The following is a 23,527-nucleotide window of genomic DNA, read 5'->3' as shown; positions in this document are numbered from 1 at the left end:
ATGTTGACTCGGCTCATAAAAACGCAGCTGGTGTTGCTGACGGTGTTGGCGCTGACCGCGGTGCTGGTGCTATGCGTGTACTACCTGCGGATACCCAGCCTGGTAGGCATCGGCCGGTACACGCTCTACGCCGAGCTTCCGCAATCGGGCGGACTGTATCGCACCGCCAACGTCACCTATCGAGGCGTCACGATAGGCAAGGTCACTGCCGTCGCACCCACCGCGCGTGGGGCACGCGCAACGATGAGCATTGACAACGGTTTTCAGATCCCCACCGACGCGTCGGCGAATGTGCACTCGGTCTCGGCGGTCGGCGAGCAGTACATCGATTTGGTGTCCAGCCGCACCGCCGGGCCCTACTTCGCCGACAAGCAGACGATCACCCGGAGCACGGTCCCCAGTCAGATCGGTCCGGCACTGGACGCCGCCAACCACGGGTTGGACGTGTTGCCCAAAGACAAGGTGGCGGCACTGCTTCACGAAACATCGCAAGCCGTGGGCGGATTGGGGCCATCCCTTCGTCGCCTGGTCGACGCAACCCAGGCAATCGCCCACGACTTCCGCGGCAGCATCGACGACATCGACGACATCATCGCGCGTTCGGCACCCATCATCGACAGTCAGGTCAATTCCGGTGACGACATTGCGCGCTGGGCCAGGAATCTCAGCATGCTCGCCGCGCAGACCGCCGCGCAGGATCCTGCGCTGAGCAGCATTCTGGCCAACGCGGCGCCGACTGCCCAACAGGTCAATGCCACGTTCAGCGATGTGCGGGACTCGCTGCCGCAGACGCTGGCCAACCTGGAGATCGTGATTGACATGCTCAAGCGCTACCACAACGGCGTCGAGCAGGCGTTGGTGTTCTTGCCGCAGTCCGGCGCGATCGCCCAGTCGGTAACCTCGCAGTTTCCGGGGCAGGCCGCACTGGGCGTTGGGGCGCTGGCTCTGAACCAGCCGCCGCCGTGCATGACGGGCTTTCTGCCGGCATCGGAGTGGCGGGCACCGGCCGACACCAGCACCGCGCCGCTGCCCAAGGGGACCTACTGCAAGATCCCGATGGACTCGACGAATGTGGTTCGTGGAGCCCGCAATTACCCCTGCGTGGATGTGCCCGGCAAGCGGGCGGCCAGCCCGAAGGAATGCCGCAGCAACGAGCCGTATGTGCCGATGGGCACCAACCCCTGGTACGGAGACCCCAACCAGATCCTGACCTGCCCCGCGCCGGCCGCGCGGTGTGACCAGCCGGTGAAGCCGGGTCTGGTGATCCCGGCACCGTCGGTCAACAACGGCTTCAACCCGCTGCCGGCCGACCGGCTGCCGGGGACACCGCCACCGGTCAGCGATCCTTTGCAGCGGCCCGGGTCGGGAACGGTGCAATGCAATGGGCAGCAACCGAATCCGTGCGTCTACACCCCTTTTCCCGCTTCGATTTACGACGTGCAGAGCGGCAAGGTCGTCGGGCCGGACGGTGTGGTGTATTCCGTCGAAAACTCTGGGCACGTCGGCGACGACGGGTGGAAGCAGATGCTGGCGCCGGCGGGGTGAGTTTGGCGTTTGGCGGGCCGGGTTGGCCGGTGGTCACATCAGTCACAGGAGTAACCGGAGGAAAGCGGTCGGTTGTCTTTTGCCCGGCTCAGAGCGACAAATTGGTTGTGGTAGCCGCTGGGATTACCCAATAATCTCGGGGACGACGCATGTGCGCATGTAGAGCAAGTGATATCACTGGTCCTAACGTGATAGCATCATTGGCATGAAGCAAGTGCTGCTCCGGGTGCCGGAAGAGGTCCATCGACGCTTGGTTGCGCGTGCCGCGCGCGAGGGACGGAGCCTCAACGCCGTCGCTACTGAGATTCTCGACGCGGCCGCCGATGCCGACAGTGGCGAGCGGCGTGCGCAGCTACGCGCCGCAGCAGCCGCGGCAGGGACGCTGCGGACAGTGAACGCTCGGCCGACGAGCGCCGCTCGCCGGAGGCGAATTATCGAGTCGACTCGCGGCCTCGGCTCACAAATTGATCGCTTGCTCTCAGAAGAGCGCGAGCGGCAGTGATCGCATATCTCGACTCCTCTGTCTTGGCGCGTGCTTATCTTATCGATGAGGATGGGCACGAGCAGGCAACGGAACTGCTCGCCGATCCCGAAATTGCCACCGTCACCGGGACGTGGACAAGGATCGAAGTCTCGGGTGCACTAGTTCGCGCCGCACGCGCTGGCCGCGGTGATGAAAAGGGTTTGCTCGCACTGCTCGACGCGGACCTTGCGGGGCCTGTGATCGTACTCGGGGCTCCTCAAGATCAGGTTGAGCGCGACGCCCTGCAACTCGTTCGTCGGCATGCGTTGCGCGCGATGGATGCTTGGCATTTGGCAGTCGCCGCGCTGGTAGTCCCGCCACTGTTGGAGGCGGATGAGGTGCAGGCGTTCGCCTCACGTGACGAGGCACAGCGGAAGGTTTCCCAAGAGCTCGGGTTCGTTGCGATCTGATCTGCCATGACGGTGGTGGCTCCGGAGTATCGGCTTCTGCCATGGCTTTTGCCAGCCGCCTGACGGTGCGACGACCTCGATGGTGCGCCGTCCATGCATTGAGCCGGTCCAATCGATTATCTAGGAAACTCAGGCCGGCCTGGCGCTCCCTGATGTCGAGAGATTCAGCGAGATCGAGTGCGGCGAGCGTCGGTGCATGCTCGGCCAGCGTGCTTATGCTCGCCAAATCCATTGCGGTAGAACGCAAAGTGTAGCTACCGCTGGCGTCCTGGATGAGTGTGTGACGGGCGACGATTTTGCCTAGCTCGCCGGAAGCGACATAACCGTCCACTAGGTCTTGGGCCTCGATCAGACCGAGGACGGCGGCTGCATGGGAGTGGATCTTGAGCGAGAAGATCTCCTCGCTGCATTGGAATTCGGTGCACTAACCGCGGGTGGGCATCGAGTCGTTCCGCTCGGCGCGGAGTGAAATTTCTCGTCGACGCACAGCTGCCCGTGCGGCTGGTCGTCTTACTGAACCGCGCGGGCCACGATACCGTCCACACCAGCGACCTGCCGGATGGAAACGCTTCAACGGACGCTCGGGTTGTCGAGATAGCAGACGCACAAGACCGAGTGGTGATTACGAAGGATCGAGACTTCCGTGACGGGCATCTACTCAAAGGTTCGCCCAGGAAGCTATTCATCGTCTACGGGGAACATCAGTAACGACGCCCTATTGAAGCCATTTGAGATTCACCTTGGTGCTGCCACGAGCGCACTCGGTGAGGCTGACTTTGTCGAGCTGGGGGCAAAGTTCCTGACGATTCACTCGCCAACGGAACGCTGATCAGCGGGAGCCAGACCATCGGCAGTGACGTATGCGCGGAGTTGTGCGGCGACCAAAGATGGCAACTCGTCGTAGTTGACTCCGCCGGCGGCAACAGGTCGCGTCCAGACATGGTCGAGTAAACGCTTGCCAAGAGAGCCGTCCTTCAGCAATTGCGGTCCCCAGATCCGGACTTCCTTGAGAACATTGTCGGCCCACTCGGCTGTGATGTGTGTGGGACGGAAGTGCTGCACGAAGTTTTGGCCGTTACGGCCGCACGTCATATCCGGGAGGCTCCCGGCCGGGAGATCAAGGCGTGCACGAAGGTTCCCATCGGCGGCGTTTTCGGTGTGCACCGGCCAGTCCGCCGGGCCCTCGGTTTCGCGGATCCAGTTCCCACGGAACTCGTCGGTACCAATTGGTATATCAATGTTTGCGACGACGCTCGCGTGGTCTGACGCTCCGGTCCTTCGCGGTTCGTGCAGGATCGCGACGTCGGCGATCGCGTGCCGCAGCGCCGGAGAGACAAAGATGTAGTCCAGGCGAAACCCGTTGAGATCTTCAGATTTTCCCGTTGCCTTGTCTCTACGTCTCGAATACCAGGTGTAATCGCGAACGTCACTGTGAAGGTGCCGCCACGCGTCGACAAACCCGAGGCTCAAGAGGTTGGTCATGTACTGCGACATCACGAACATTGCGCCCTCGGCATCAATGCGGAACCCAGTGTTGAAGTCGCCCATGATGATTGCCGGACGGTCCTTATGGTGCTCGGCATACTCGCCTATGTGCTCCCAAAGCAATTGCTTGCGTTTGGCACCGGATATTCCGTAACCATCATCGAACTTGTTGTCGGGGGTACCCGGGATGTGTACAACGAGAAGGTCCAGGTCCACCTCGTTGAGGCGAACGGTAAGCCATCGTTCCCGATCGATATCGGGTGTGTACTGTGTGGCATCATGCTCAAGCCGCCACCTGCTGGCGATAAGCAGGCCATTCTGTTTGCCCACCGGATTTGACGTCGCGATAAACGGGTATCCAAGCCGTTTCAATTCGGTGCGTAGAGCTGGTTCATTCCGATTGCGAAACTCAGTGAGCGCCAGCAAGTCTGGATTGACATCCTCGATGTGACCGCAAATCGCCAGGATTCGCGACCCACCGCCATGCCCGATGTTCCAGTTGAGAACGCGCACTGCTTCACCACCCAACTATTGCTCTCCGTCAAGCGCCAAGCGCTCTGCCAGGAATCCCGTGACGGCGGGACTCGCAACCGGGTACTGGGCGCCAGCGGCGTCCCGTCGCAACCACCGATGCTTCTCGTGCTCCACGACGACAGTGTGCAAAGGATCGATCCCGATAAGCATCCCTCGCGTCGACAGCAGGCGCCCATGCTGGCGAGCCTCGCTCCGTGTTGGGCGGCGCATCGCGGCACATGCAAGGCAGAGCCACAGATTTGCTTGCGGCTCACGAACGCATCTCTTACAGATGGGAATTGCGCAGCAGTCGCACGAAACCATGCCGTCAGTACAAACCGGGCATAACCTGTCGCCGCAGTAGTTGCACCGCAGCCCTTCGCGTCCGAAGTGTCCTTCCCGGTCAATGACCCCGTCATCTCGCGGAAGCCTGGTGACGGTATCCAATCGCCGGGCATCGGTCTCGCCCGGCACGAGCGTCGCCTCGTACCGCCAGGCGCGACCTCCCTCCACCGCAACTATTTGTTCGACGTGGGCACCGATTATTACCGAGGTTCGAGATTGCGCCGTCTTCAGGTGCTCCGCAAGCAGCATGCGGAAGTTGTTGGGCAGCATGCCAAGCTCGGGCGTGAACACCCGCGCTCTCGGCAGCCATGCAGCGACGGCGTCCAACGCCGTGCGTGGATGCTCTTGCCGTGCAACCGGCTTGATCGACCCCATCGGCCGCACCTTGCGCGAAAGTTCCCTGGCGTTTGAAACCGAGGACAGGACAATCTTCCTGGGGTCGGTAAAAGCGCTAACCTCGTCGGCGTCGCCAAGTCCCAACCACCGGGCCAACATCGTCGCGGCGGGCGCCTGACGTGAAGCCGATATGGCGTACCATTCCGGGCGTCCGCCGACTCGTACACCGAGAGCGAGGAGTGAGGCCATTCCTACGATGACCGCCTCTACTGAACCTGATGCGGCATGCCTGCGTACTGTCGGCACCGGTGCCCAGGTTTCAGCCACCCAGGTCGGTATCGTGGAAGTCTCTTCCCAGCTGGATACCGTTTGGTGCAGCGACGTTCCGTCGAGTGTTCTTGCGAGAAGCCCGCATTCAGCGACTGCAACATCGTGACGCACGCGATGCCAGCGCAGTACCAGATCGACGGTATCGGGTTGCGGCATCGAAGCGATCAGGTGCTCCACCGCGTTCGGCGGGTCGATCCCAGCGGCCGGCAGTTGCGTGACGCGAGGAAATTCGTCAGCCACTAGGCGCGCGAGGTCACCGTCAGTGTTGGTGAACGACGTTTTGCTTTGGCCTGATACGCCGAGCTGATCGACAGACCAGGCCGGGTAGAAGTTCCGTTCCAGATGCATAACCACGTGCGGCATGTCGATCCGAGGTTCGGCGTCGAGCCATTCGATTGTGGGAACGACTTGTGCGCCGAGCATCCGGCTGGCAGACAGCCGCAGCCGGTATGCATCGTCGATCGTGCTTCGCCCGAATGCAACCCACCGCTCGACCGCACCCTCGCGGACGACGGCTTGCTCGATTGCGTCGCCGCGGTTCAGGACGACTATCGTCGCATTGTCGTCAGAGCCGGTAAGAACTGCAGCACCTGCGGCCGCAAGTTCCGCAGGCAAACTTCTCAGCTCTTCATCTGCTGCCGGTGCCAGCTGGCTGCATGCCGGGCACATTTCGCCCATTCGACACGACGAACAGACATCACGATCGCAGACGGGGCAGGCCTGCACCTCGGGATCACGGCCGCACTCGGAACATGTTGTGTCACTGCATATTACGCATTGCGCGCCTGAGGCAACGTGCTGCTGGGATAGGCAGCGTCGGCATACCGATGCCGAACAGCTGGGGCACGCGATTGAAGACCGGTGGTCGATCTCGTCGCATGCCATGCATGACCAGGTGCTGCAGGACGCGCATAATGCAGCAGTGCCGGCCCGGTAGAAGTGGCCGTCCCGACAGACGCCGAAGTCGGTCTCGCGGATCTCAAGCCCGTCGAGCTTCGGCGCAATGAGTTTCCCATCGAACGTTCGATATCGGTGCGTCGCGGTGCCGTGCCCTTGCCATGTGTCAATCACCTCGAACCCGTTACGGACGAAGTTCGTGAACGAGCCATTCGTCCGCTCGAGCAAGGCGCGGCTCAGCTCGGCGGGTATGACATCGGGGATTCGCCCCGGCGCGGCGTACGGCGGCGTCCCAAGCGCGATCAATGACTCATGGTCAGCAGGTACTAGTTTGATGCCTTCGTCGACTTCAACGATTTCGGCGACGGGCTTGATCTGGCGACTGGAAAGCTGACACTCCGACGGAGGCGGCAAGGTGTCAACTATCTCCGTCGCTTCATGAGCCCGTCGGCCCACACGGCCTCCGGGCGTGCCGAGCGATTGCAGAATGTCGAACCAGCCAAATTGATCGTCCGCCGAGACCCTATCGGGGAGCGCGATCCACTGCCCGGTTTCGTCAGAGCGTCCATCGGCATGCGCGCTGATCAAAATGGCATCGTTCCTGCGTTCGAGAACAACCCGCAACTCTGCGAGCTCGGCCTCGGCGAGCGCGGCGTTGCCGAGGGATGGTTCTCGCCAATGCAAACCCGCTGCACGCTCGTCGACCAACTCCGGTGTGAAATCGTCGGAGATCACAGATACCTGCTCCACAAGGCGGTCTGCTTCGAGGTAAAGGTCCCTGAACCTGCCACGACGAGTAGCGACGACGGCAGGCGGAGTGGGAGGCGGTACCTCACGGCGGAGCTTCGCCAGAAGCGACCCGAGGTGAATGTCACCCTCACCGTCGACGGCAGTCGCCTGATATTCCGGTAGATCAGCTAACGCCGAAGCATCGATTGAAGAACCGGCGCCAGCGGCGACCGAAAGCTCGACCTCGACTGTTCCGGAACCCCGTAGATGAAGTCGAGTCGGATCCGACGACTGCGGACGACTGCTGAGATCGCGCAGTGCCAACCCGCTGTCGGCTGGCAGGCCATTCTGAATAGCGTACGATCGCAGACGAATCCGGCATCTATCGGCAACGTCCTCATCCGGAACCACCAGGGACGGGACGGAGCGGCCCGGCCGCGTCAGCTCGGCCACCCGTTCGCCGACGAGGAGCATCGCTCCCCGGCCGAGCCGCCATGCAACAGCGAACTGCGTATCGCATTCTGGCGCCCGCTTGGGGGATGCGCATCCAAGGCACAGCCCGCCCGTCTCCTTGCGACATGCGCCGCAGCTCGATACCGCGCAGACCGGGCAATCCCCGAATACCGCGTCATCGCCACACGCGGCGCACAAGTCGAAACCACAAGAGCCGCAACGGGTGGCCTCGGAGTCGTCAACCCAGTGAGCGTTGGAGCACAGCGCCAGAACCCTGATGGGCTGCCCTGATGCATCGCTTTCCACCTCTGGCGGTTCGGACAGGCCCCACTCATACGTCAACGTTGCTTCGACGCCGCCTTCCGCGGCCCACGTTTCTTCGACTATCCAGTCGTCCTCATCGAGTGTGAGTGCAAGGATTTTGGCCCGTGCACGAACGTCGGGTCGTCGCCCGAGTCGACGTTCTTCGGAATCCAGCGCTCGCCGCAAGCGGTCTTTCTCTTCGGGCGGGGCTTCGGCGATCTGCGCGCGGTAGCCGCTTCGTATACGGTCGAGTTCACGGCGCTGCTCCTGCTCCACCTGTTCGGCTCGCTTGCGTCTGAGCGCCTCTAGCTGGCTCGCCGCCTCACGCTCGAATGTAGCCACGATCTCGGATGGCATGTCGAAAGCGGCCGGCAGGGTCTCGCCGTCATTCAGCGGACGGCGAGGCAGCCGGATATCGTTGTCTCCGTTGATGTCCGCGGTGATGATATGTTCGGTCGTCTCCGCTTCACCGACCGTCGCGCGAAACGTGGCGTGTCCACTCCACGTACCCGACGGAATGAGCCGGCGACGAATGAGCCTGGTGGTCGGCGCATGCCGCAAAGGACTCGGGCCGGGATCGTCCGGGATCACCGGGACGGAAGCGTACATGTCACCCCGCATCCGCAGCAGTCCGAGAAGCTCATCGAATACCGGCGAGCCCACCGCGCAGAGTTCGGCATCGGGATGGTGTTCCAGGCCGTGTCGATCAAATGCGAGATGCATGAGCGTCCGGCCCCCGAGTTCTTCCTCGAACTCCTCGTCGAACTGCACGGTCAGGAAGGCGCCCTCGCCCTCGCCGGTGTCGTGAAGCACCTGTGCGCCAAGCGCTTTCAGAACGTTTCTGACCCAGGTCTGTACGCGCCGCTGGCGTCGTCGCGCACGTTCGGCAACCTCGGGCGCGAGTTCCGCACTGCCCGCCTTGGTGAGTTCCTTGCGGTGCTCGAAGGCTTCCGCCATCCAGCTGCTGAGCCCACTGTCAGCCGCTATCAGCGTGCCTGCACGCTCACGGGCATCAGCGAGTTCGGAGCCCAGCTGAGCGAGGAGCCGCTCCATCTTGGAGTCTGTCTCTGCGAAAAGTGCATCAAGGACGCGTGTTTCGAATGACGCGGATTTCGATTCGTCGAGCTCGCCCAAAATCGTCGTAACTTGTCCGAACAAGAGCTCGAACATCTTCAGCTTCTCGGCGAGCAGCCGGTAGACGTTTTCGTCGATCGTTCCGCGTGCGTAGAGGTTGGCGATAAACACCTCATCACGCGGTTGCGTGAGCCGGTCGACACGTCCGATGCGTTGCTCGATGCGCATCGGGTTCCACGGCAGGTCGTAGTTGAGAACGCAGTTACAGAACTGCAGGTTCTGCCCTTCGGCGCCGGCGTCGGTCGAAACCATGACCGGCGCTTCACCGGACCTGAAAGCGGCGATGGTGGCTGCACGTTCGCTCGCCGACATCGATCCATGGAACGCGCGGGCGTTCAGGCCCTCAATCTCCATGCGCCGCAACAGCCCGGTGGCGGTGTCGGTGTGTTGAGTGAAGACGAGCACTCGTCCGTGTTCCCGTATCCACTTGTGGGTGATCTCTAGAGCCTTGTTCTCGCGGGCCGAACCCGAAATGTCCATGGCGTAATGACCGACTTCACCCAGCACCGCGCGGACGCGGTCGTCGGGATGTCGCTCAGCCATGCGGAGCGCCGTCGTTCCCATCGAAAACGGGCTCGCGGTCAGACGCAGAGCGAGACTGCGCCGTCGCATGGTGTCACTCGGGCTGCGCATGACATTGCGAAGCAGATCGGTACTCAAAGCGTAGAGTTCACGTTCCCGCGCGCCTAGGTCAATCGGCACGTCTACCGCTCGCCGGACGACGCGATCCACGCCGGCCTGCGCACGTGTGGTGCGAATCATGGCGCTGCTGATGAGGCGGCGCAACGCGGCGGGATCGCTCGGTGTTCGTGGGTCATAGCCTCTCATGAATTCGCGTTGGAACGCCCTGACAGATGTGAAGGTTCCCGGTCGCAGCAGTTCGACCAGGCGGTACAGCTCCAGTAGGTCGTTCTGAACGGGTGTGGCCGTCAGGAAAAATGCGTAACGGCAGGCAGTCGTCAAACTTGTGATCAGTTCGCGCGTCTTTCGCGCGCCCCGGCCGGCCGCGCGGTGCGCCTCGTCGACAATGACGATGTCCCAAGGCTTTTTGGTGAGTTTGTCAATTGAGGATCGACCCAACGTCAGACTCAGGATGAGCTTGTCTTGTTGGCCGATGTCCGGCCCGCGGTAGGCCACCTCAAATGGAAGGTCGAATTTCTGGTTCATTTCCTCGCGCCACTGGTCGCGAAGCGGGGCGGGGCACAAGACCAGCACTCGCCTGGCCAGACCGCGCAGCGTCAACTCCTTCACGGCGAGGCCGGCCTCGATGGTCTTGCCGAGACCGACCTCGTCGGCCAAGACGGCTCGCCCACGCAGTCGGGACAGCGCGTGACGCGCGACGGCCTCTTGGTGCGGCATGCGATCGACATTGGCGACGTCCACGGCGAGCAACTCCTCGAAATCGTCGAGCGTCGCCAATTCTTCGCCCTGAAGCCGCAACTCGACGAGTTCCAGCGGGTCGAATCCTGCTGCCTTGAGCTGCTCACTCAGCAGTTCGCGGGCTTCGGTCAAGAACCCCATGGTGCGAGTCGGTCCAGATCCCCAGTCGTACTTGTCGTCCGAGTGGAATTGCCGGTCCACGGTGGCTCGACGCCGAGCGGCTTTTGGTCCCTTCGGCGGCTTTAGCGGAGCCTTCGGGCGATCGATCCGTCGGATCTGGATCTCTGAGCCGGGGGGCAGCAGGAGCAGCCGGTAGCTTTGGCCCACCTGACGAAAGTGCAACAGCCCACCTATTTGGCCGTAGTCCTGAAGTCGCTCAGTGAGCAGGTCGCCGCCGAGCTGGCGGCTACGTCCGCTCCACTGTGCGCCGAACGTCTCACCTTCGAGCTCGATGTCTATCGTCGTGCTGTGTTCGGGCAGGGCCAGATCGGCACGTTCGCGCGCGGTGAGCACGAGCACACCGGTTTCGAGCAGCTGCTGCGTGATTCGCTTCTCAATCATCTTGTTTCACTGGTATTCCGAGTGTTTGGGCGCCGACGGGAGTCAGGACGAGCGTTTGGTAGGCGGTACGCGAACCCTCACGTTGGACGGTGCGGCGGTTGACGAGCCCCTTCTCTATGACCTTTGAGAGCGCTTCGTCCCAGCGTTTTTCGCCGCCGCGGACATGTCGTAGTGCGCCGAATTGCGGGCAACTGAGCACACCCTGGCCGAGTGGTCGTCCTTCGCCGAGTGATTCCTTGCCGAGGACTGCGGCGCGCAAGCTGGCTTCGCCATAGGATCCGCGGCGAAACGCCGATGCCCATGCGACCGCTTGCAATACCGTGAGCTCGGCGTTGACCAGCAGTTCGGGATCGGCGACCAGGTGATCGGGCAGGGAAGACCACGGTGCCGCCTCGCCACTGCAGGTATCGCATGCCACAATGTCACGGCCCGTGCAGTTGGTGACGTCGTCACCGAAATGCTTACCGACAATGACCCGGCGACAGTCGGAGTCCTTGGTGGCATAGTCGATCATGGCTTGGAGGCGACGCCGCTGCCACCACTTCCAGCGCGTCACCTCTGTGGCAAGGGCGTCGGCGGGAGCGACCCGCTTGAACAGCTGAACGCGGCGGAGCCGCCGAGAGCTTGAGAAGGTGACGAGGCGGTCCAGGGACCACTCGATGAGTCGCTGCTCCAGCTCGTCGGGGTCGTAGCCGTGTTCCTCTTTGAGTTGCTGGAAATCGAGCTGCATCCGGACATGCGGGCGGGCGCGGTTGTATTTGTAGAAGAGTTCGCGGAACAGGCGTCGTTCCTGCTCCTGCTGGGGTTCATTACGGCCGACCCCGACGGTTCCCCGCGCCGAACAATCCAGACCTTGTTGCAGCACGCCAACTCTTTCGAGTTGGGCCAGTTGAACATTCAGTTGGTCATCGTCGATCTCAAGCTGCTCGGCCATCTCGTCGGCCTCGAATACCCTGCTGTTGCCGCGCTCTGGGCACTCCCAGAGCTTGTCGAGCAGGCGTTGCGCCAGCGCCGCATCCGCCTTCGCGTCGTGGGCCTCGATGAGCCGGCGACGCCGGGCGAGATCACCTTTGGTATACAGCAGCACGCATTCGCCGGTGAGATCCCGTTGTCGTGCGGCCCGGCCTGCCTCTTGGGCATAGCCGTCGAGCGAGTCGGGCAAGTCGTAGTGGACGACCCACCCGATGTTCGGCTTATTGATTCCCATGCCGAATGCCTTTGTGGCAACGATGATCCGGGTGGTGTCCGAATCGAAGTCCTCTTGGACCGCGTCGCGCTGCTCGGGGACCATTCCGGCGTGGTAGGGGCGCGCCGCATGGCCTGCGCGTCGTAATAAAGAGGCGATTTCTTCGGCCAGCGCCCGACGGGTCACATACACGATGCCCGGTTGTTTGTCCGACCAGGTCACGAAGCGCAGGAGTTCGCGGACGCGCTCTTTGTCGGTGGCGCACTCGATGACCCGGAACCGTAGGTTGGGCCGGTCACTTGGTTCTCGCACGATGGTCGGCTCGTGCATTTGCATCGAGGCCGTGATGTCCGTCGAGACTTCACGAGTGGCGGTGGCCGTCAAACCGGCCCGCGGTGGCCGGCTAGCGAACGTGGCAACCGATGCCGGAACCTGTCGGAACTCCGGCCGAAAGTCATGTCCCCACACTGAAATACAGTGAGCCTCGTCGACCACGACGCGGTTTAGCTGCTGGCGGCCCAGTGCCCCGCGCAGGAAAGGATCGCGTGCGAGCCGTTCCGGCGAGACGTAGAGCAGCCTTACTTTTCCGTCGGCGGTGTCACGAAGGATTTCGGTCTGAACCACCCGTGACGTGGTACCGGTGATGCCCTGGACCGGTCGGATACCTCGTCGTCCGCGCAGATCGTTGACTTGATCCTTGATGAGTGCGACCAGAGGTGAGACGACAACGGTAGCCCGCGCTTCGTGTGCGAGCAATGCGGGCAGCTGGAAGCACACCGACTTGCCGAAGCCCGTGGGAAGCACAGCGAGGAAATCCTTGCCGTCGACGAACGCGCGCATCGCCTCGAGCTGCTTGGGATGCAGTTCGGTTATCCCGAACAACTTTTCGGCCGCCTCGACAAGTTTGGCCGTCGGATCGTCGCCGGGCACCAAGCGCAGGCTTTCCAGCAGTTGGGACACGTCGTCGCGTCCGAAGGTGATGGCGGTGGACAAGTCGGGCGGCGAGCCGGTGACGAACTCGATCGCCCGGGTCCACGCGTCGTCACGATCCACAGCTTCATGGATCCCGGGTTCTGGCAGTGAGTCGAGGATGACCCGCTGAGCCTGCGTCGGGGAGTGCAGCCGTCGATCGCACACCAGCACAGCACCGCGATCGATTTCGGAGCGCACCAGCCGTCCAAAGCCCTGCGTGAACTGCATGGCCGTCATCGGGAGCACGTATTCCATAAATGGGTCACGCCCCTGCTCGGCGATAGCACGTTGCCGCGCGGAAATCAGCGGATCGTCGGGATGGGGATAGGGCGGCTTCTCGATGAACAGGTACGACAGGGTCTCACCAGGTGCGTCGAAACCCTCCCAGTACGAACGCAAACCGTACAGTGCGGTGCCATGCTCTTCGCGGAACCGACGCTGGATTTGCGAACGTCCCAGCTCGCCTTGGACCAGCAACTCCACGCCCCGTTGGGCCAGTTCAGCGGCCCTGGTCCGCACACCGGCGGCGACGGCCTCCATCCGGCTTCGTGCCGCGAACAGGGTGAGAGTTTTGCCGCCCGAGAGCGACAGAAACCCGGTTTGGTCCGCGGCTATCTCTTCGCAGAATTCGCGCTCGTTCACCGGGATGGGAACCGGAAGATGGTTGGTCAAGATCACCAAAGCTTGCTTCGAGTAATTGAATGGCGACCGCAGACGTAGGGCTCGGAAGCCACCCTCGTCTGGCTCAGGAGCGATGGTGATGCCCAGCCGCGATGCAATGTAGTCGAAGTGCTGTTGCACTGTCAGGGTCGCCGAGCAAAGGACGGTCGAGTGCGTCCGGTCGACCACCATCTGCTGAAAGTCGGGGAAGACGTGGATGGGGATGCGCTCGTAGGTCCAGGCCGCGGGATCGTCCTCTTCGGCCGCGAGCCGGTATACCCACAGGTGGCTGTCGGGCAGTTCACGCATGGTGTCGAGCAAAGTGATCGCAGTGTCGAGTCGGTCAGAGTAGCCGTGCAACCGCCGCTGCGCCGATCCTGTGCCATTGACACCGACCAGCGATTGCCGCAGCGCTGCAACCCCTTTCGCGAGCTGGATCAGCCAATAACGCACGCCGGTGGCAGCTTGGCGCAGAACCCGGAATTCGGGTCGGCTATTGACGACGCCCGTGCGGAGGACCACAGCGTCTGACTTGCCGGCGTACTCGTGAAGGTAGGTCGCGATCGCTTGAGCAAGTTCCGTACCCGACGAACGCACTTGGGTACTGCTCGTTGCGATCGCTTGGCTGGCTTCAATGAAGGACGCGTCCTCGCCCGCGCGAGATCGGAGGCCGCGCATCAGCTTCGAACGAGGAGACAGGCTGTTGACGAGTATCTCGAGTTCGAGGGCGTCGACTCGTTGGGTCCACGCGGCCGTCAAACTGTCCTCGAGGCCGTGCGCCTCGTCGAATACGAGGTCTGCGCGGGAGTCGGACAGAACATCGCCCGGGACCTGCGCGGCTTGCACCCAGCTGGCGATGAGGGCGTGGTTCACGGAGACGACGCCGGGTGTCTTGTCGATCCCGTCGAGCTGCTGCATCAGCGGGCAGACATGTGCCCAGCTGCATTTCGTCCGGTCGCAGCCGGCGGCGTTGGTTCGCAGCCGTGCCCTGGTGCGCGCATACCGGGTGTCCCGATGACGGATGACGTCGTCGGTGACGTCGTCCCACGTCCCGGTTGGCGATGCGGCGACGGCGCGCAACGCTATCGCCAGGGCAAGCGCGGAGGATTCGCGGTCGGACAGTGCGTCTTCGAGCTCGCGGGTGCAGACGTAATTGCCGACACCTTGGATCTGCCGGAACGGTGCGGCCAGTAGCCCTTCCTCTTGCAGACGTGTTGCCTCACCGCGCAACTGGGTCTGCAGCGCCTTGGTTGCGGTCGCAATGACCACCGGTTGACCTTTTCGTGACGCGCGTCCAATCGCCGGTAACAGGTAGGCCAGCGATTTGCCTGTCCCGGTCGGAGCCTCGACGGCGAGGCGCCCCCCGCGATCGAACACCTCGGCCACGGCATGCGCCATCTCGTGCTGCGCGGTGCGAGGGCGGAGCCCAAGCCGGGTCTGCAGCACTGCGAAGGCGTCGCGGGTGGCCGACCACGCGTCGGCAGCGGGCGAACCCGTTGGGACCAGCAACGGATCAGCCTGCCGGGTCAACGTCGATAGTTCGGGTTTTGCGGCGAGTTCTGGAAGCAACGACACGAGTGGATGATCGAACGTCTCAAGGACGCCGATAGCGAGTTGCCAGCTGGAGTCGTTCACGTCGACTGTGTCCAACATGGCACGAACCACCGCGGCTGTGGCGGTCGCATCCGTGAGGGCACGGTGGGGTTCCTGGTGGACGATTTGAAATCGCTCTGTCAGATCCGCCAGCGTACGGTTGGGCATCTCGACATCGAAAAGTGTTGCGAGATATAGGCTGTCGGCGCAAGCCGGGAAGCGCGGGGGCTCGACACCGGCGCGCCTGGCGGCCTTGTCGAGAAACGGTTTGTCGAAGGCGAGCAGGTTGTGGCCGATTACGATGTCGGTTTCTGCCAGGTGGGCATCTAGCAGTCGCAGTGCGTCGCCGAGGGGAAATTCAGCGCTGAGGCTGTCGTTGGGTCGGGTCACGCCGTCCGGCAATTGCACCATGACGTTGGCAAGCACCACCCCGTCCAACCGAACAAGGGCAAGTTCACAGATGTAGTCCTTAGCCGGGTCGAGCCCGGTGGTCTCGATATCGAGTACCGCAACGCGATCGACCGGGGCTCGACGGACATCTGTAGGCCGATACCAATCGCCTGTTTCGTCCTGGTGTTCTAAGCCGGTGACATTTTCGGCGGCGGCGGACGCGACCGAGAGCAGACCATCGGCGGTCAGGTCGAAGCGGTGAGGAAAGCGATCGGGCAGCTGGGCGAGGCTCTCGGTCGACTTGGCGAAACCTCGCGACCGCAGTGACTCTTTCAGATCGGCGGCGGACAGTGGCCCGTGCTCCGCAAGGATTTGATAGGCAGCCTCGATGGCCGGAGGCAGCGGTTTTGGCGACGTACTCACTAGCGTCCAAATGCTGCTTGCACCGGCGCGCACATCATGGGGGAAGGGTTGGATGCCAGCCCGTTCCCACCAAAACGCCGTCGCGACTGTTTAGGCCCACCCCCTGCCAGGGCAGCAAGCGGCAGAGGTATCGAACCGACGGTCACCAGTGTCAAGTGAGTGGTGCCCATGCCGTTACCACCTGAATGTGTTGTCCATAGCGGCAGATACTCGACCAGTCGGCGTGGTCACCGAACGGCAGACACGGCTCCGCGTCATCGGTGATCGTGGTATACCAATCGCCGCCGTGGTTGCCGTCGTCAGAGATATTGATCGCTGCCAGGTATAGGCCGCCGATCGTGAATCGCACCACCGCCAATTTTTCGTTGACGCGTGAATCCCAACGCACATCCACTGGCGCCCAGGCGGTCGCGATCTCGAACTTGCGTACCCGTGACGTCAGATCTTTCCAGATCATGATCTCGTTGATCGAGCCCCAGTCGGCCGTCGCGGTGGTCTCCCACCGGTCGCCGCGACGCACGGCAACGTAGTGATAGCGACCGCCGCCTTTGTTGAACCGCACAAGCGATCCGTCGGGCGGCTCCGCCGGTGTTTGCGGTAACGCGGGACGCACCAGCGGGGGTGATTCGAGGACTGAACGCATCGCCGTTAGGTCATAGCCCAAGGGATCCGACAACTCCGGCACGAGCGGAGGGATCGTCACTGGTGGGCCTTCTAACAATTCCTGCGTCGCCTCATTAGCCTTGACTCCGTCGATGCGGACCTCGGCTGCAACCGTAGAACCGTTGATGTCGCCCCAGCACGCAGTGATTAGCCCGCGATCCCGCAAGTGCCTGACCATCGGTAGGAACCGCTGGCTCATTTGTGGGGTGAGTCGGCCGATCGGCTCATCGTCAATACGTACTTCCACATATGGTTTGGCACGACCTGTCGACGCATGTTCGTGCAGAGTGACGAATACGGTGCCGTGTCCGCTCCTGGGCACGAACTTCGCCAGCGTATCGAAGTACTCTTCCTCTTTGGTCACCTGCACAATCGACGATCGCGGCAGCATGGTGTATGGCACCTGAGGCGGTTGATTTATTGGGAGAGCATCGCTCGGATCGCCCAGCGCTATTCGCACATATGCGTTGAACTCAATTCCGTCCCAGCCGTCGTATTCGTTCGCCCAAATCCGGCTTGTGGTTGTCGGAATAAATCCCGACGCCACAATTCTGCGGATCACACCCGCCCATGTGGGCGCATCGGCTTCTCCGATGCGTCCAAGCGTTCGGCCTTGCGCTCGAACGGAGATGTCCCACGCGCCTCGCGAACCATATGGTTCAGGAATTAACTCAACTTCAAGCGTCAATGCCTGACTGTTATCAGGCCAGTCTGGCGCGAATAGGCTACGAATAGCTGGCAAGTATTCTTTCTTAGTCGTGAGCTCGTAGTCACACCAGGCCGGAGTCCACAATCGATATGTTTTCACCATTCTCTCCGTCCACGGCACGCGCTTATATGCTGCCGCGGTTCGACGTTGGACTCCGCCGCAGTAAACGCGCTGCGTTCGCCATCGAAAAAAGGGGGAGGGGTGCACCGACTGACGCCGTACATCAACGTGACCCCGCTGCACGTCGAGGAGTAGTTGCCGGTCGCGGCTGCCCGCCGACGCGCCACGGGTCTCTCCGACGATGTAGGTGGCGAGGATCTCGACAACAAAATGCGAGTGATAGCTGGGCAACCTGTTTTCGCTGCTCAATCTCGGTTCTGGACCCCGCGAGGGTCGCGCTGGCGCCGACGCACCGCAGCTTGTCAATCAGGACTTTGTCAAGGACACCGAACGCGTCCATGACACCTCCCGTGCAGAAACCGGTACCGACACGGAGGGACGATACTGGCGCTGGCCGACATATTGGCGCGTTGTTCAAATTTTGATTGGAAAATCCCGGCGTCATCCGCGGGAGCCATGAAATTGCGGGTGAGACGGTGTTCGTCGATGGCCTACATAGGCGGTTCGACAAGGGGTGGACGTGGTGCGTCGGCAACATATGGCTCCAATACACGCGCCGCGAAACAAGCTCCACGGAGCGCCGGCGACGCCCGGGGCTCAGCGCATCGCGTGCGCGCGTGACCGCTTCATCGCTGGTGTCGTATGACCTCTTGCACCGCCGAACGAAGCGAGTCGGTTCGGGCCCACGTGAACCGCTGGACGAGTCCTTCGTCGATGTCCGGCAGCCTTGAATGGGCGAGGTGGTTACGCAGGTCGTACAGATTCGCCCACAGTCGGTTATCCCTTACGGACCTCCCGGTGGCCATCGCATAAGCGAGCACTTCGTTGCCGACGGCAATCCACAGGCGATGCAGCACCCACCGATAGTGAGCGTCGGCGGCGTACTGTACAGGATCGCCCTTCTCGCGCAGCGAAACAATCTCCGACAAGAGCGCGTCCAGTTCGAGTAACGCGTGTAAATCCGGCCGATGATCGGCGTTCACAGAGGCGACGCGTGTTCAAGGTCGGGGCTGACGTTTTCGTTTCCAAGCGCACCCGCAGAGAAGATGACGATTTCCCCACCAACAAGATCAGTTGCGGCCCTTTGAAACTCGAACATGTCGAAGAGGTCATGGTCCTCGTCGACTCGACCGAGTAACTTCCCCGGTGACGCGAACGCCAGCCCAGTGATCCCATGCTGCGCCGCCAATGCGGACAATTCGGCGGCATGGGCCCGTACCTGCGCCTCTGTTGCGGGCGGCGGGTGCGGTGGCTCGGTGATCGCCTGATTCATCGTTGAGATTCTAACCACCACTCTCCGTACGCGGCTTTGTCCGGAATTAGCCGTAGCAACTTGGCGCCAGCGGTGAGGATGGTAGGCAAGAAGTCTGGCAGATGCACTTCGTCGTTGCCATCAAGCGCGCAGGCATGGCGCTGTCGTGATTTGCTCACGTGGACCAGCTCGCCGCGACCTGACGTGCCATCGCAACAACCCGTTGCGGGTCATGGCCGTTTCTTAGCCATTCATTCGGACGATTGCCGTCGAGGTCTTCATTCGGCGCCCGCATCCACAGGGCGATTATCCATGGGTCGTCGGTACCCTTTGCCAGTGCGGTAAGGACTTCCGCCAGGGACGGGATCGTTGCGCCGCTGTCGAGGAACTGCCATGTCGGATAGACAACGCCGCCGTCCTCGAGAGAGCATGCCAGTATCGCATGCCGTGCCACCCTCTGGTGCAGAGCCTGACGGGAGATCCCCAGCCATCGGGCAAGGCCGGAAGTGTCGTAGAACGGCCCGGAAATCTCGTCGAAGGCGTGGCCCAACGGGAGTGCCGCCACCATCGCGTCCGCGATCTGCTCCGCGTCGCCGAACGCTTCGGGCCCGAGCTGCGCCTCGCGGGCCCTTCGAAGTCGGTTGTGAACCTTCTGGCTGACCGACCGTATGAGCTGCCGCTCGAATGAGGCAAGGTCGGTCATCGTCAACCTCCGATCGAAAGTGGCACAGGTGGGGTCAAGCACATCAAGGAGCGCCGGTACACCATCGAGACCCTTTGCCGGTTTCGCGTATCAACCGGCCTTAGCCTGGCGGCAGACGGCGTCGATTTTGGCGGCGAACTTCCGCGATCACCAGGCAAGCGAAGATGCTAGACCCGACGGCTATTAACGCGGTCGCGATCCCCGAGAGCGACAGCGGAATCGGGTGCAGGTGCAGCACATACGCCGCGATGGTCAGCAGGACTATTCCGGCCACCTCGAGTAGGGCAGAGACGCCGAGGAGGAGCTTGTCGCGTCGCGACGGCGCGATCATCTTGAGGAAAAACACTAAGCCGGGCTGCGCTGGTGGCTGATCGCCAATTCGTTCCCTTGGAACGTGCTGGTCCATCGCCAAATCGTCCCATATGCAGGCCGAGTGCACATGGCGGCGTGCGGCCGTCTGGGGTCACAAACTTGTCGGTGGTCGGCGTTACTTTTGAGTCAGCTTCGTGAGACGCCAACGGGTGACGAAGCGATCGACACCGAAGGGTGCCGGTACGAGCGCCAACCAAGGCGGAGACTCAGACATCGGGAGGTATCAATGGCGCATTTCTCAGCCTCTTCGCCGCCGGAATCTCAGATCATTCTGCTTGGTGACCACGACACCGTGGTGGGGCACCGCGACGACTTGACCGAATACGCAGCGCACCGAGGATGCGCCATCGTCGAAGCCTTCTCGTTTGCACCGGGCGAGCCGATATCCCATGACGAGCTGACCGAAGTCGACGCCGTGGTCTTCGCCCTGGCCCGCGCGATCACGGGGCGCATGCACATCTGGGTCCCTTTCCCGGGCCCAGATTTCGGACGTGAGCAACACTGGCGACGATTGAGTCTGGTGCTGCAACGCCACGGCCTCACCTTTCTCTTCGGTCGCGACCTCGAGCCATGCCCCACCAGCGGCGGGTTCAGTGAGATCGATTTCGCGTTGCGGCGCGAAGTCCAGGCCGTCGACGAGCTCGACCACGCGGCTCTCGCGCTCGCGGGCACCGAAAGCCTCAGCCGCGAAATCGAATTGGCCCTTGTTGCCAGCAGCGCCGCCGCGCCAGTCGGGCCCGCAGCTCGACGAGCACCATTCGCTGGCGGTACGGATGCTGCTCCCAGAGAATTCGGTTCGCCGCGGACGCTTCCGGCGCCGACGGCGGCATGGGCGCACCGCCAGCCGGTGCTGAAGCGCTACGTTCGCTGGCTGGTGCATGGCTGCGGCGTCACACAAGTGGCCACTGCCCGCGTTCTCAACTCGGCGGGACAACGTACTCCGAAAGGCCGCCTGTGGCAGCCAAATTCAGTCTCCGCGCTATTGAACGGCCGCTATGACCGGGCTGTCGAATCCTGTGAGTGACGGGAGACGGATGCGCTGGGGGTTTCATAGGTGAAGACGCAATTCGCCCGCTGCGACCGCGGTTGCCGTGGCATACTCGGCCGGCGATGGACGGCATGACTGATCCACAGGGGCTCACGACCATGAGAGCGGAAATGCTATATCCAGCCGTTCAGTCCGCTTATAGCCCGACCAAGTCGGCACGCCTGGCGGCTGTACGCGGTAGATCCCGAGCGCTGCAGCTACGACGCGCTCGTGTTGTGTCGGCCATTGAATCTCAGACGCTATCTGCTCCAACACCTTTCGATCGCGCGCCAGCACCTGATCCACGATTGACACCGCTGGTAGCGCGCCGCTTTTGTCGGCGTTGCAGCGGGCGCACGCCAGCACCAAATTGGCCAAGCCGTCGATGCCCACCAGAGACCACGGCAGCACATGATCGATCGGATTGTTCGTGGGCAGGTTCGTCCCGCAGTAGTAGCAGTGTGGGCCGTACGCCTCTTTGAACGGCTCGCGGACAGCGGCTAAATCGATGCGCTCACGGCCAAACAGATGGCCCGCGACGTCGGGGACCTTGTCATAGAGAAATCTATTCATGCGACGGACGTCGTCGATCCACATGATTTCAAGCGCAGGCTTGAGCAACCCGGCCAGACGTGCTAGGCCATGTGCCACACCGCATTTGAGTTCAATTACTTCGCCGTGCGCACGTAGTGTTGTCCGCGAGACGCGGTCGTGCAGGAATGAGTCGTCATAGAGGAAAGGATCGCTGGTCCCCGCGCCCGGCAGTTTCTGCAGCCGATACAACGGTTGTTGCGCCAGGCACAGCGTGATCTCGTCGATGGCCCGTGCGTATGCGACGGGTGCTCGCAGCCTCGCGACGTCCACTGATGCACCACTGCCCTTGAGTCGGGCTCCTTCTCGCAGTGCATTGGTGGCGGCAAGTATCCGCGCACGCGTACCGGTGGATTGGCGCAATTCGCGACCGTCGAACGGGCGCACCTGCGGCCAGTAGATTGCCAGTACCCGATGCGCGAGGTCAGGAATTGGAACCCGAAGTACGTCGCCGGGCCGTGCGGGCACGTTTTCGATGCAATGGTCGACCAACGCCATCAATGTGGCGAGCTTGTATGTGGCTGTGCGCAGGCCTGTCTCAAGGATCGCCACCACGCGTTGCCCAAGCAGAAGCGGGTCGGGCACATCACTATCCACGGTGCGTCCTCGATATCAGCGTCGGGAACAAAAGCGCACCATCGCATTATCGCGACAAACGGGACTGCCTGGTCAAGCCTTCAGCTGAAAAGTCGCTCAGAGCCGGGCTTTTCGACAAGTGCTTCGTCGGCAGTTACGGCTGTGACAGATGGGACCAGCCAAGCCACCTCACTCCGTGAATAGCGCCATCGACGCGGTAAACCCATGTAACGCGTTGCGGCCTGCGATCGGACCGATCTCACCGGCGGCGAAGAAACCGGCCAGCGGAATACCGCCGAGCAGGTCCTCGATCGTCGACGCGTCGTGGTCGGCGACCCCGAACATTCGTCGTCCACGCCCGTTGCAGGTGAACAACAACGCGCCCGCCGGCGGACCGCCCAGCTCGGCTCCCGCCCGCTCGATGGCCACGCGCAGATCATGATCGGCGCCTATCGCGTCACGGACCTGGAACTGCAGCGTCGCGCCCACCTCGACAACTTCGCCGATCTCGATCGCCCCGGTCGACGGGTCGGCGCCCAGCAGCCCGCGGATCAGGAAGTCGCCTTGGCCCGGAGCCGCCAGGTGCTCGTCGACGACGATCCCGACGTGCAGCCCGCGGCTGACCAGCTCCTGTTCTTCGCGCCCCAGCCCCGCGACGATCTCACGCAGGCGATGCAGCGGCGGCCGGCCGCCCAACTCGGTGATCACCGCGTCGTCCGCTCCGGTGACGATGTATGGATCGCCGATCGGCCGGCAGCCCTGCGACACGATCGGGACGCCGTGCGTGCCGGGCAGACGCACGCCGACGAGGCCGGAGGTGAGCAGATCCCCGTCACGGAACAGCCGGGTGTTTCCCGGTCCACGCCCGCCGCTGACCACACCGCCCACGACGGTGGTCCCGGGCAGGTCGGCGTTGAGATGCTCGATGAGCAGGCTCGACGGGAAGGTGTATGGGTCCGGCAGCAGCAGGTGCAGATCCTGCGCGGTCCGGTCAAAGCGGTAACCGGTGAGCAGGCCACCCGTCTCGGTACGCACGAAGTCCAACTGGAAAGTTTCGGCGGCCAGGCCGGACGCCAGCCACACGGCTACCGCGGGCTCGTCCTCTATTTCGTGGCGACCGGCGACGACACCCTGGGCGACACAACCGATCAGCGCGGGCGGCTCGACCGTCTCCTGCACCGCGTCCAGGACGTCGGCGGCGGCGTCGGTGTGCGCTCGCGATCCGACTAACACGGCCAGCGACGGCGCCTCACCCGCGAGCTCCTCGCGCGCATGTTCCGCGGCCTCCACGGCCGCCCGCCGGGCATCCGCCGCGGTAGATACGCCTACTCCGATCCGCACCCTTC

The 23,527-nt window shown here is 62.7% G+C and carries 15 protein-coding genes; 5 read left to right on the top strand and 10 right to left on the bottom strand.

What is annotated here, in order from left to right:
- The 4 genes from AC5Y2L_RS00475 to AC5Y2L_RS00460 all read left to right on the top strand — a co-directional run bounded on the left by AC5Y2L_RS00475 (window position 1) and on the right by AC5Y2L_RS00460 (window position 3,186).
- Window positions 1–1,545 carry an MCE family protein gene (locus tag AC5Y2L_RS00475; RefSeq protein ID WP_499938470.1) on the top strand — a complete coding sequence of 515 codons (1,545 nt, stop codon included), beginning with the start codon at window positions 1–3 and terminating at the stop codon, window positions 1,543–1,545.
- 205 nt (window positions 1,546–1,750) lie between these two features.
- A complete protein-coding gene (locus tag AC5Y2L_RS00470) occupies window positions 1,751–2,047 on the top strand; it encodes a FitA-like ribbon-helix-helix domain-containing protein (protein ID WP_499938469.1) in 297 nt (98 codons plus the stop codon).
- Entirely contained in the window at window positions 2,044–2,478 is a 435-nt protein-coding gene (locus AC5Y2L_RS00465) for a type II toxin-antitoxin system VapC family toxin (RefSeq protein WP_499938467.1), read from the top strand. The genes AC5Y2L_RS00470 and AC5Y2L_RS00465 overlap by 4 nt, the downstream gene beginning before the upstream one ends.
- A 465-nt stretch (window positions 2,479–2,943) precedes the next feature.
- Window positions 2,944–3,186: a DUF5615 family PIN-like protein gene (locus AC5Y2L_RS00460; RefSeq protein WP_499938465.1), complete on the top strand. Its 243-nt coding sequence runs from the start codon at window positions 2,944–2,946 to the stop codon at window positions 3,184–3,186.
- A 99-nt stretch (window positions 3,187–3,285) separates the two neighbouring features.
- Here AC5Y2L_RS00460 and AC5Y2L_RS00455 read toward each other — a convergent pair whose 3' ends face one another.
- The 8 genes from AC5Y2L_RS00455 to AC5Y2L_RS00420 all read right to left on the bottom strand — a co-directional run bounded on the left by AC5Y2L_RS00455 (window position 3,286) and on the right by AC5Y2L_RS00420 (window position 20,021).
- The gene (locus AC5Y2L_RS00455) at window positions 3,286–4,491 is read right to left on the bottom strand and encodes an endonuclease/exonuclease/phosphatase family protein (RefSeq protein WP_499938463.1); all 1,206 of its coding nucleotides are present in this window, start codon (window positions 4,489–4,491) and stop codon (window positions 3,286–3,288) included.
- A complete protein-coding gene (locus tag AC5Y2L_RS00450; protein ID WP_499943398.1) occupies window positions 4,492–10,422 on the bottom strand; it encodes a DEAD/DEAH box helicase in 5,931 nt (1,976 codons plus the stop codon).
- Window positions 10,423–10,936: 514 nt separating this feature from the next.
- Window positions 10,937–16,168, bottom strand: a complete 5,232-nt coding sequence (locus tag AC5Y2L_RS00445) for a RecQ family ATP-dependent DNA helicase (protein ID WP_499938461.1) — start codon at window positions 16,166–16,168, stop codon at window positions 10,937–10,939.
- 151 nt (window positions 16,169–16,319) lie between these two features.
- Window positions 16,320–17,639 (bottom strand): hypothetical protein, encoded by a 1,320-nt coding sequence (locus AC5Y2L_RS00440; RefSeq protein WP_499938459.1) that lies wholly within the window; start codon window positions 17,637–17,639, stop codon window positions 16,320–16,322.
- Between the two features lie 647 nt (window positions 17,640–18,286).
- A complete protein-coding gene (locus AC5Y2L_RS00435; RefSeq protein ID WP_499938457.1) occupies window positions 18,287–18,643 on the bottom strand; it encodes a hypothetical protein in 357 nt (118 codons plus the stop codon).
- Entirely contained in the window at window positions 18,640–18,933 is a 294-nt protein-coding gene (locus tag AC5Y2L_RS00430) for a hypothetical protein (RefSeq protein ID WP_499938455.1), read from the bottom strand. Before AC5Y2L_RS00430 ends, AC5Y2L_RS00435 begins: the two co-directional genes overlap by 4 nt.
- A gap of 154 nt (window positions 18,934–19,087) precedes the next feature.
- Window positions 19,088–19,615: a hypothetical protein gene (locus AC5Y2L_RS00425; RefSeq protein WP_499938453.1), complete on the bottom strand. Its 528-nt coding sequence runs from the start codon at window positions 19,613–19,615 to the stop codon at window positions 19,088–19,090.
- 100 nt (window positions 19,616–19,715) lie between these two features.
- On the bottom strand, window positions 19,716–20,021 hold the full coding sequence (locus AC5Y2L_RS00420; RefSeq protein ID WP_499938451.1) for a hypothetical protein: 306 nt from the start codon (window positions 20,019–20,021) through the stop codon (window positions 19,716–19,718).
- Between the two features lie 192 nt (window positions 20,022–20,213).
- Between AC5Y2L_RS00420 and AC5Y2L_RS00415 the strand changes: the two genes are divergently transcribed.
- Window positions 20,214–21,011, top strand: a complete 798-nt coding sequence (locus AC5Y2L_RS00415) for a hypothetical protein (RefSeq protein WP_499938450.1) — start codon at window positions 20,214–20,216, stop codon at window positions 21,009–21,011.
- Window positions 21,012–21,125: 114 nt separating this feature from the next.
- Here AC5Y2L_RS00415 and AC5Y2L_RS00410 read toward each other — a convergent pair whose 3' ends face one another.
- Window positions 21,126–22,202 carry an HNH endonuclease gene (locus AC5Y2L_RS00410; protein ID WP_499938448.1) on the bottom strand — a complete coding sequence of 359 codons (1,077 nt, stop codon included), beginning with the start codon at window positions 22,200–22,202 and terminating at the stop codon, window positions 21,126–21,128.
- A 168-nt stretch (window positions 22,203–22,370) separates the two neighbouring features.
- Complete coding sequence (locus tag AC5Y2L_RS00405) at window positions 22,371–23,522, bottom strand: FIST signal transduction protein (RefSeq protein ID WP_499938447.1); 1,152 nt, start codon at window positions 23,520–23,522, stop codon at window positions 22,371–22,373.
- Window positions 23,523–23,527 lie beyond the last annotated feature (5 nt).

This window comes from Mycobacterium sp. NGS66, assembly GCF_059812225.1.
The sequence above is the reverse complement of the archived record's forward strand: the minus strand, read 5'-3'. Positions and strand labels throughout refer to the sequence as shown.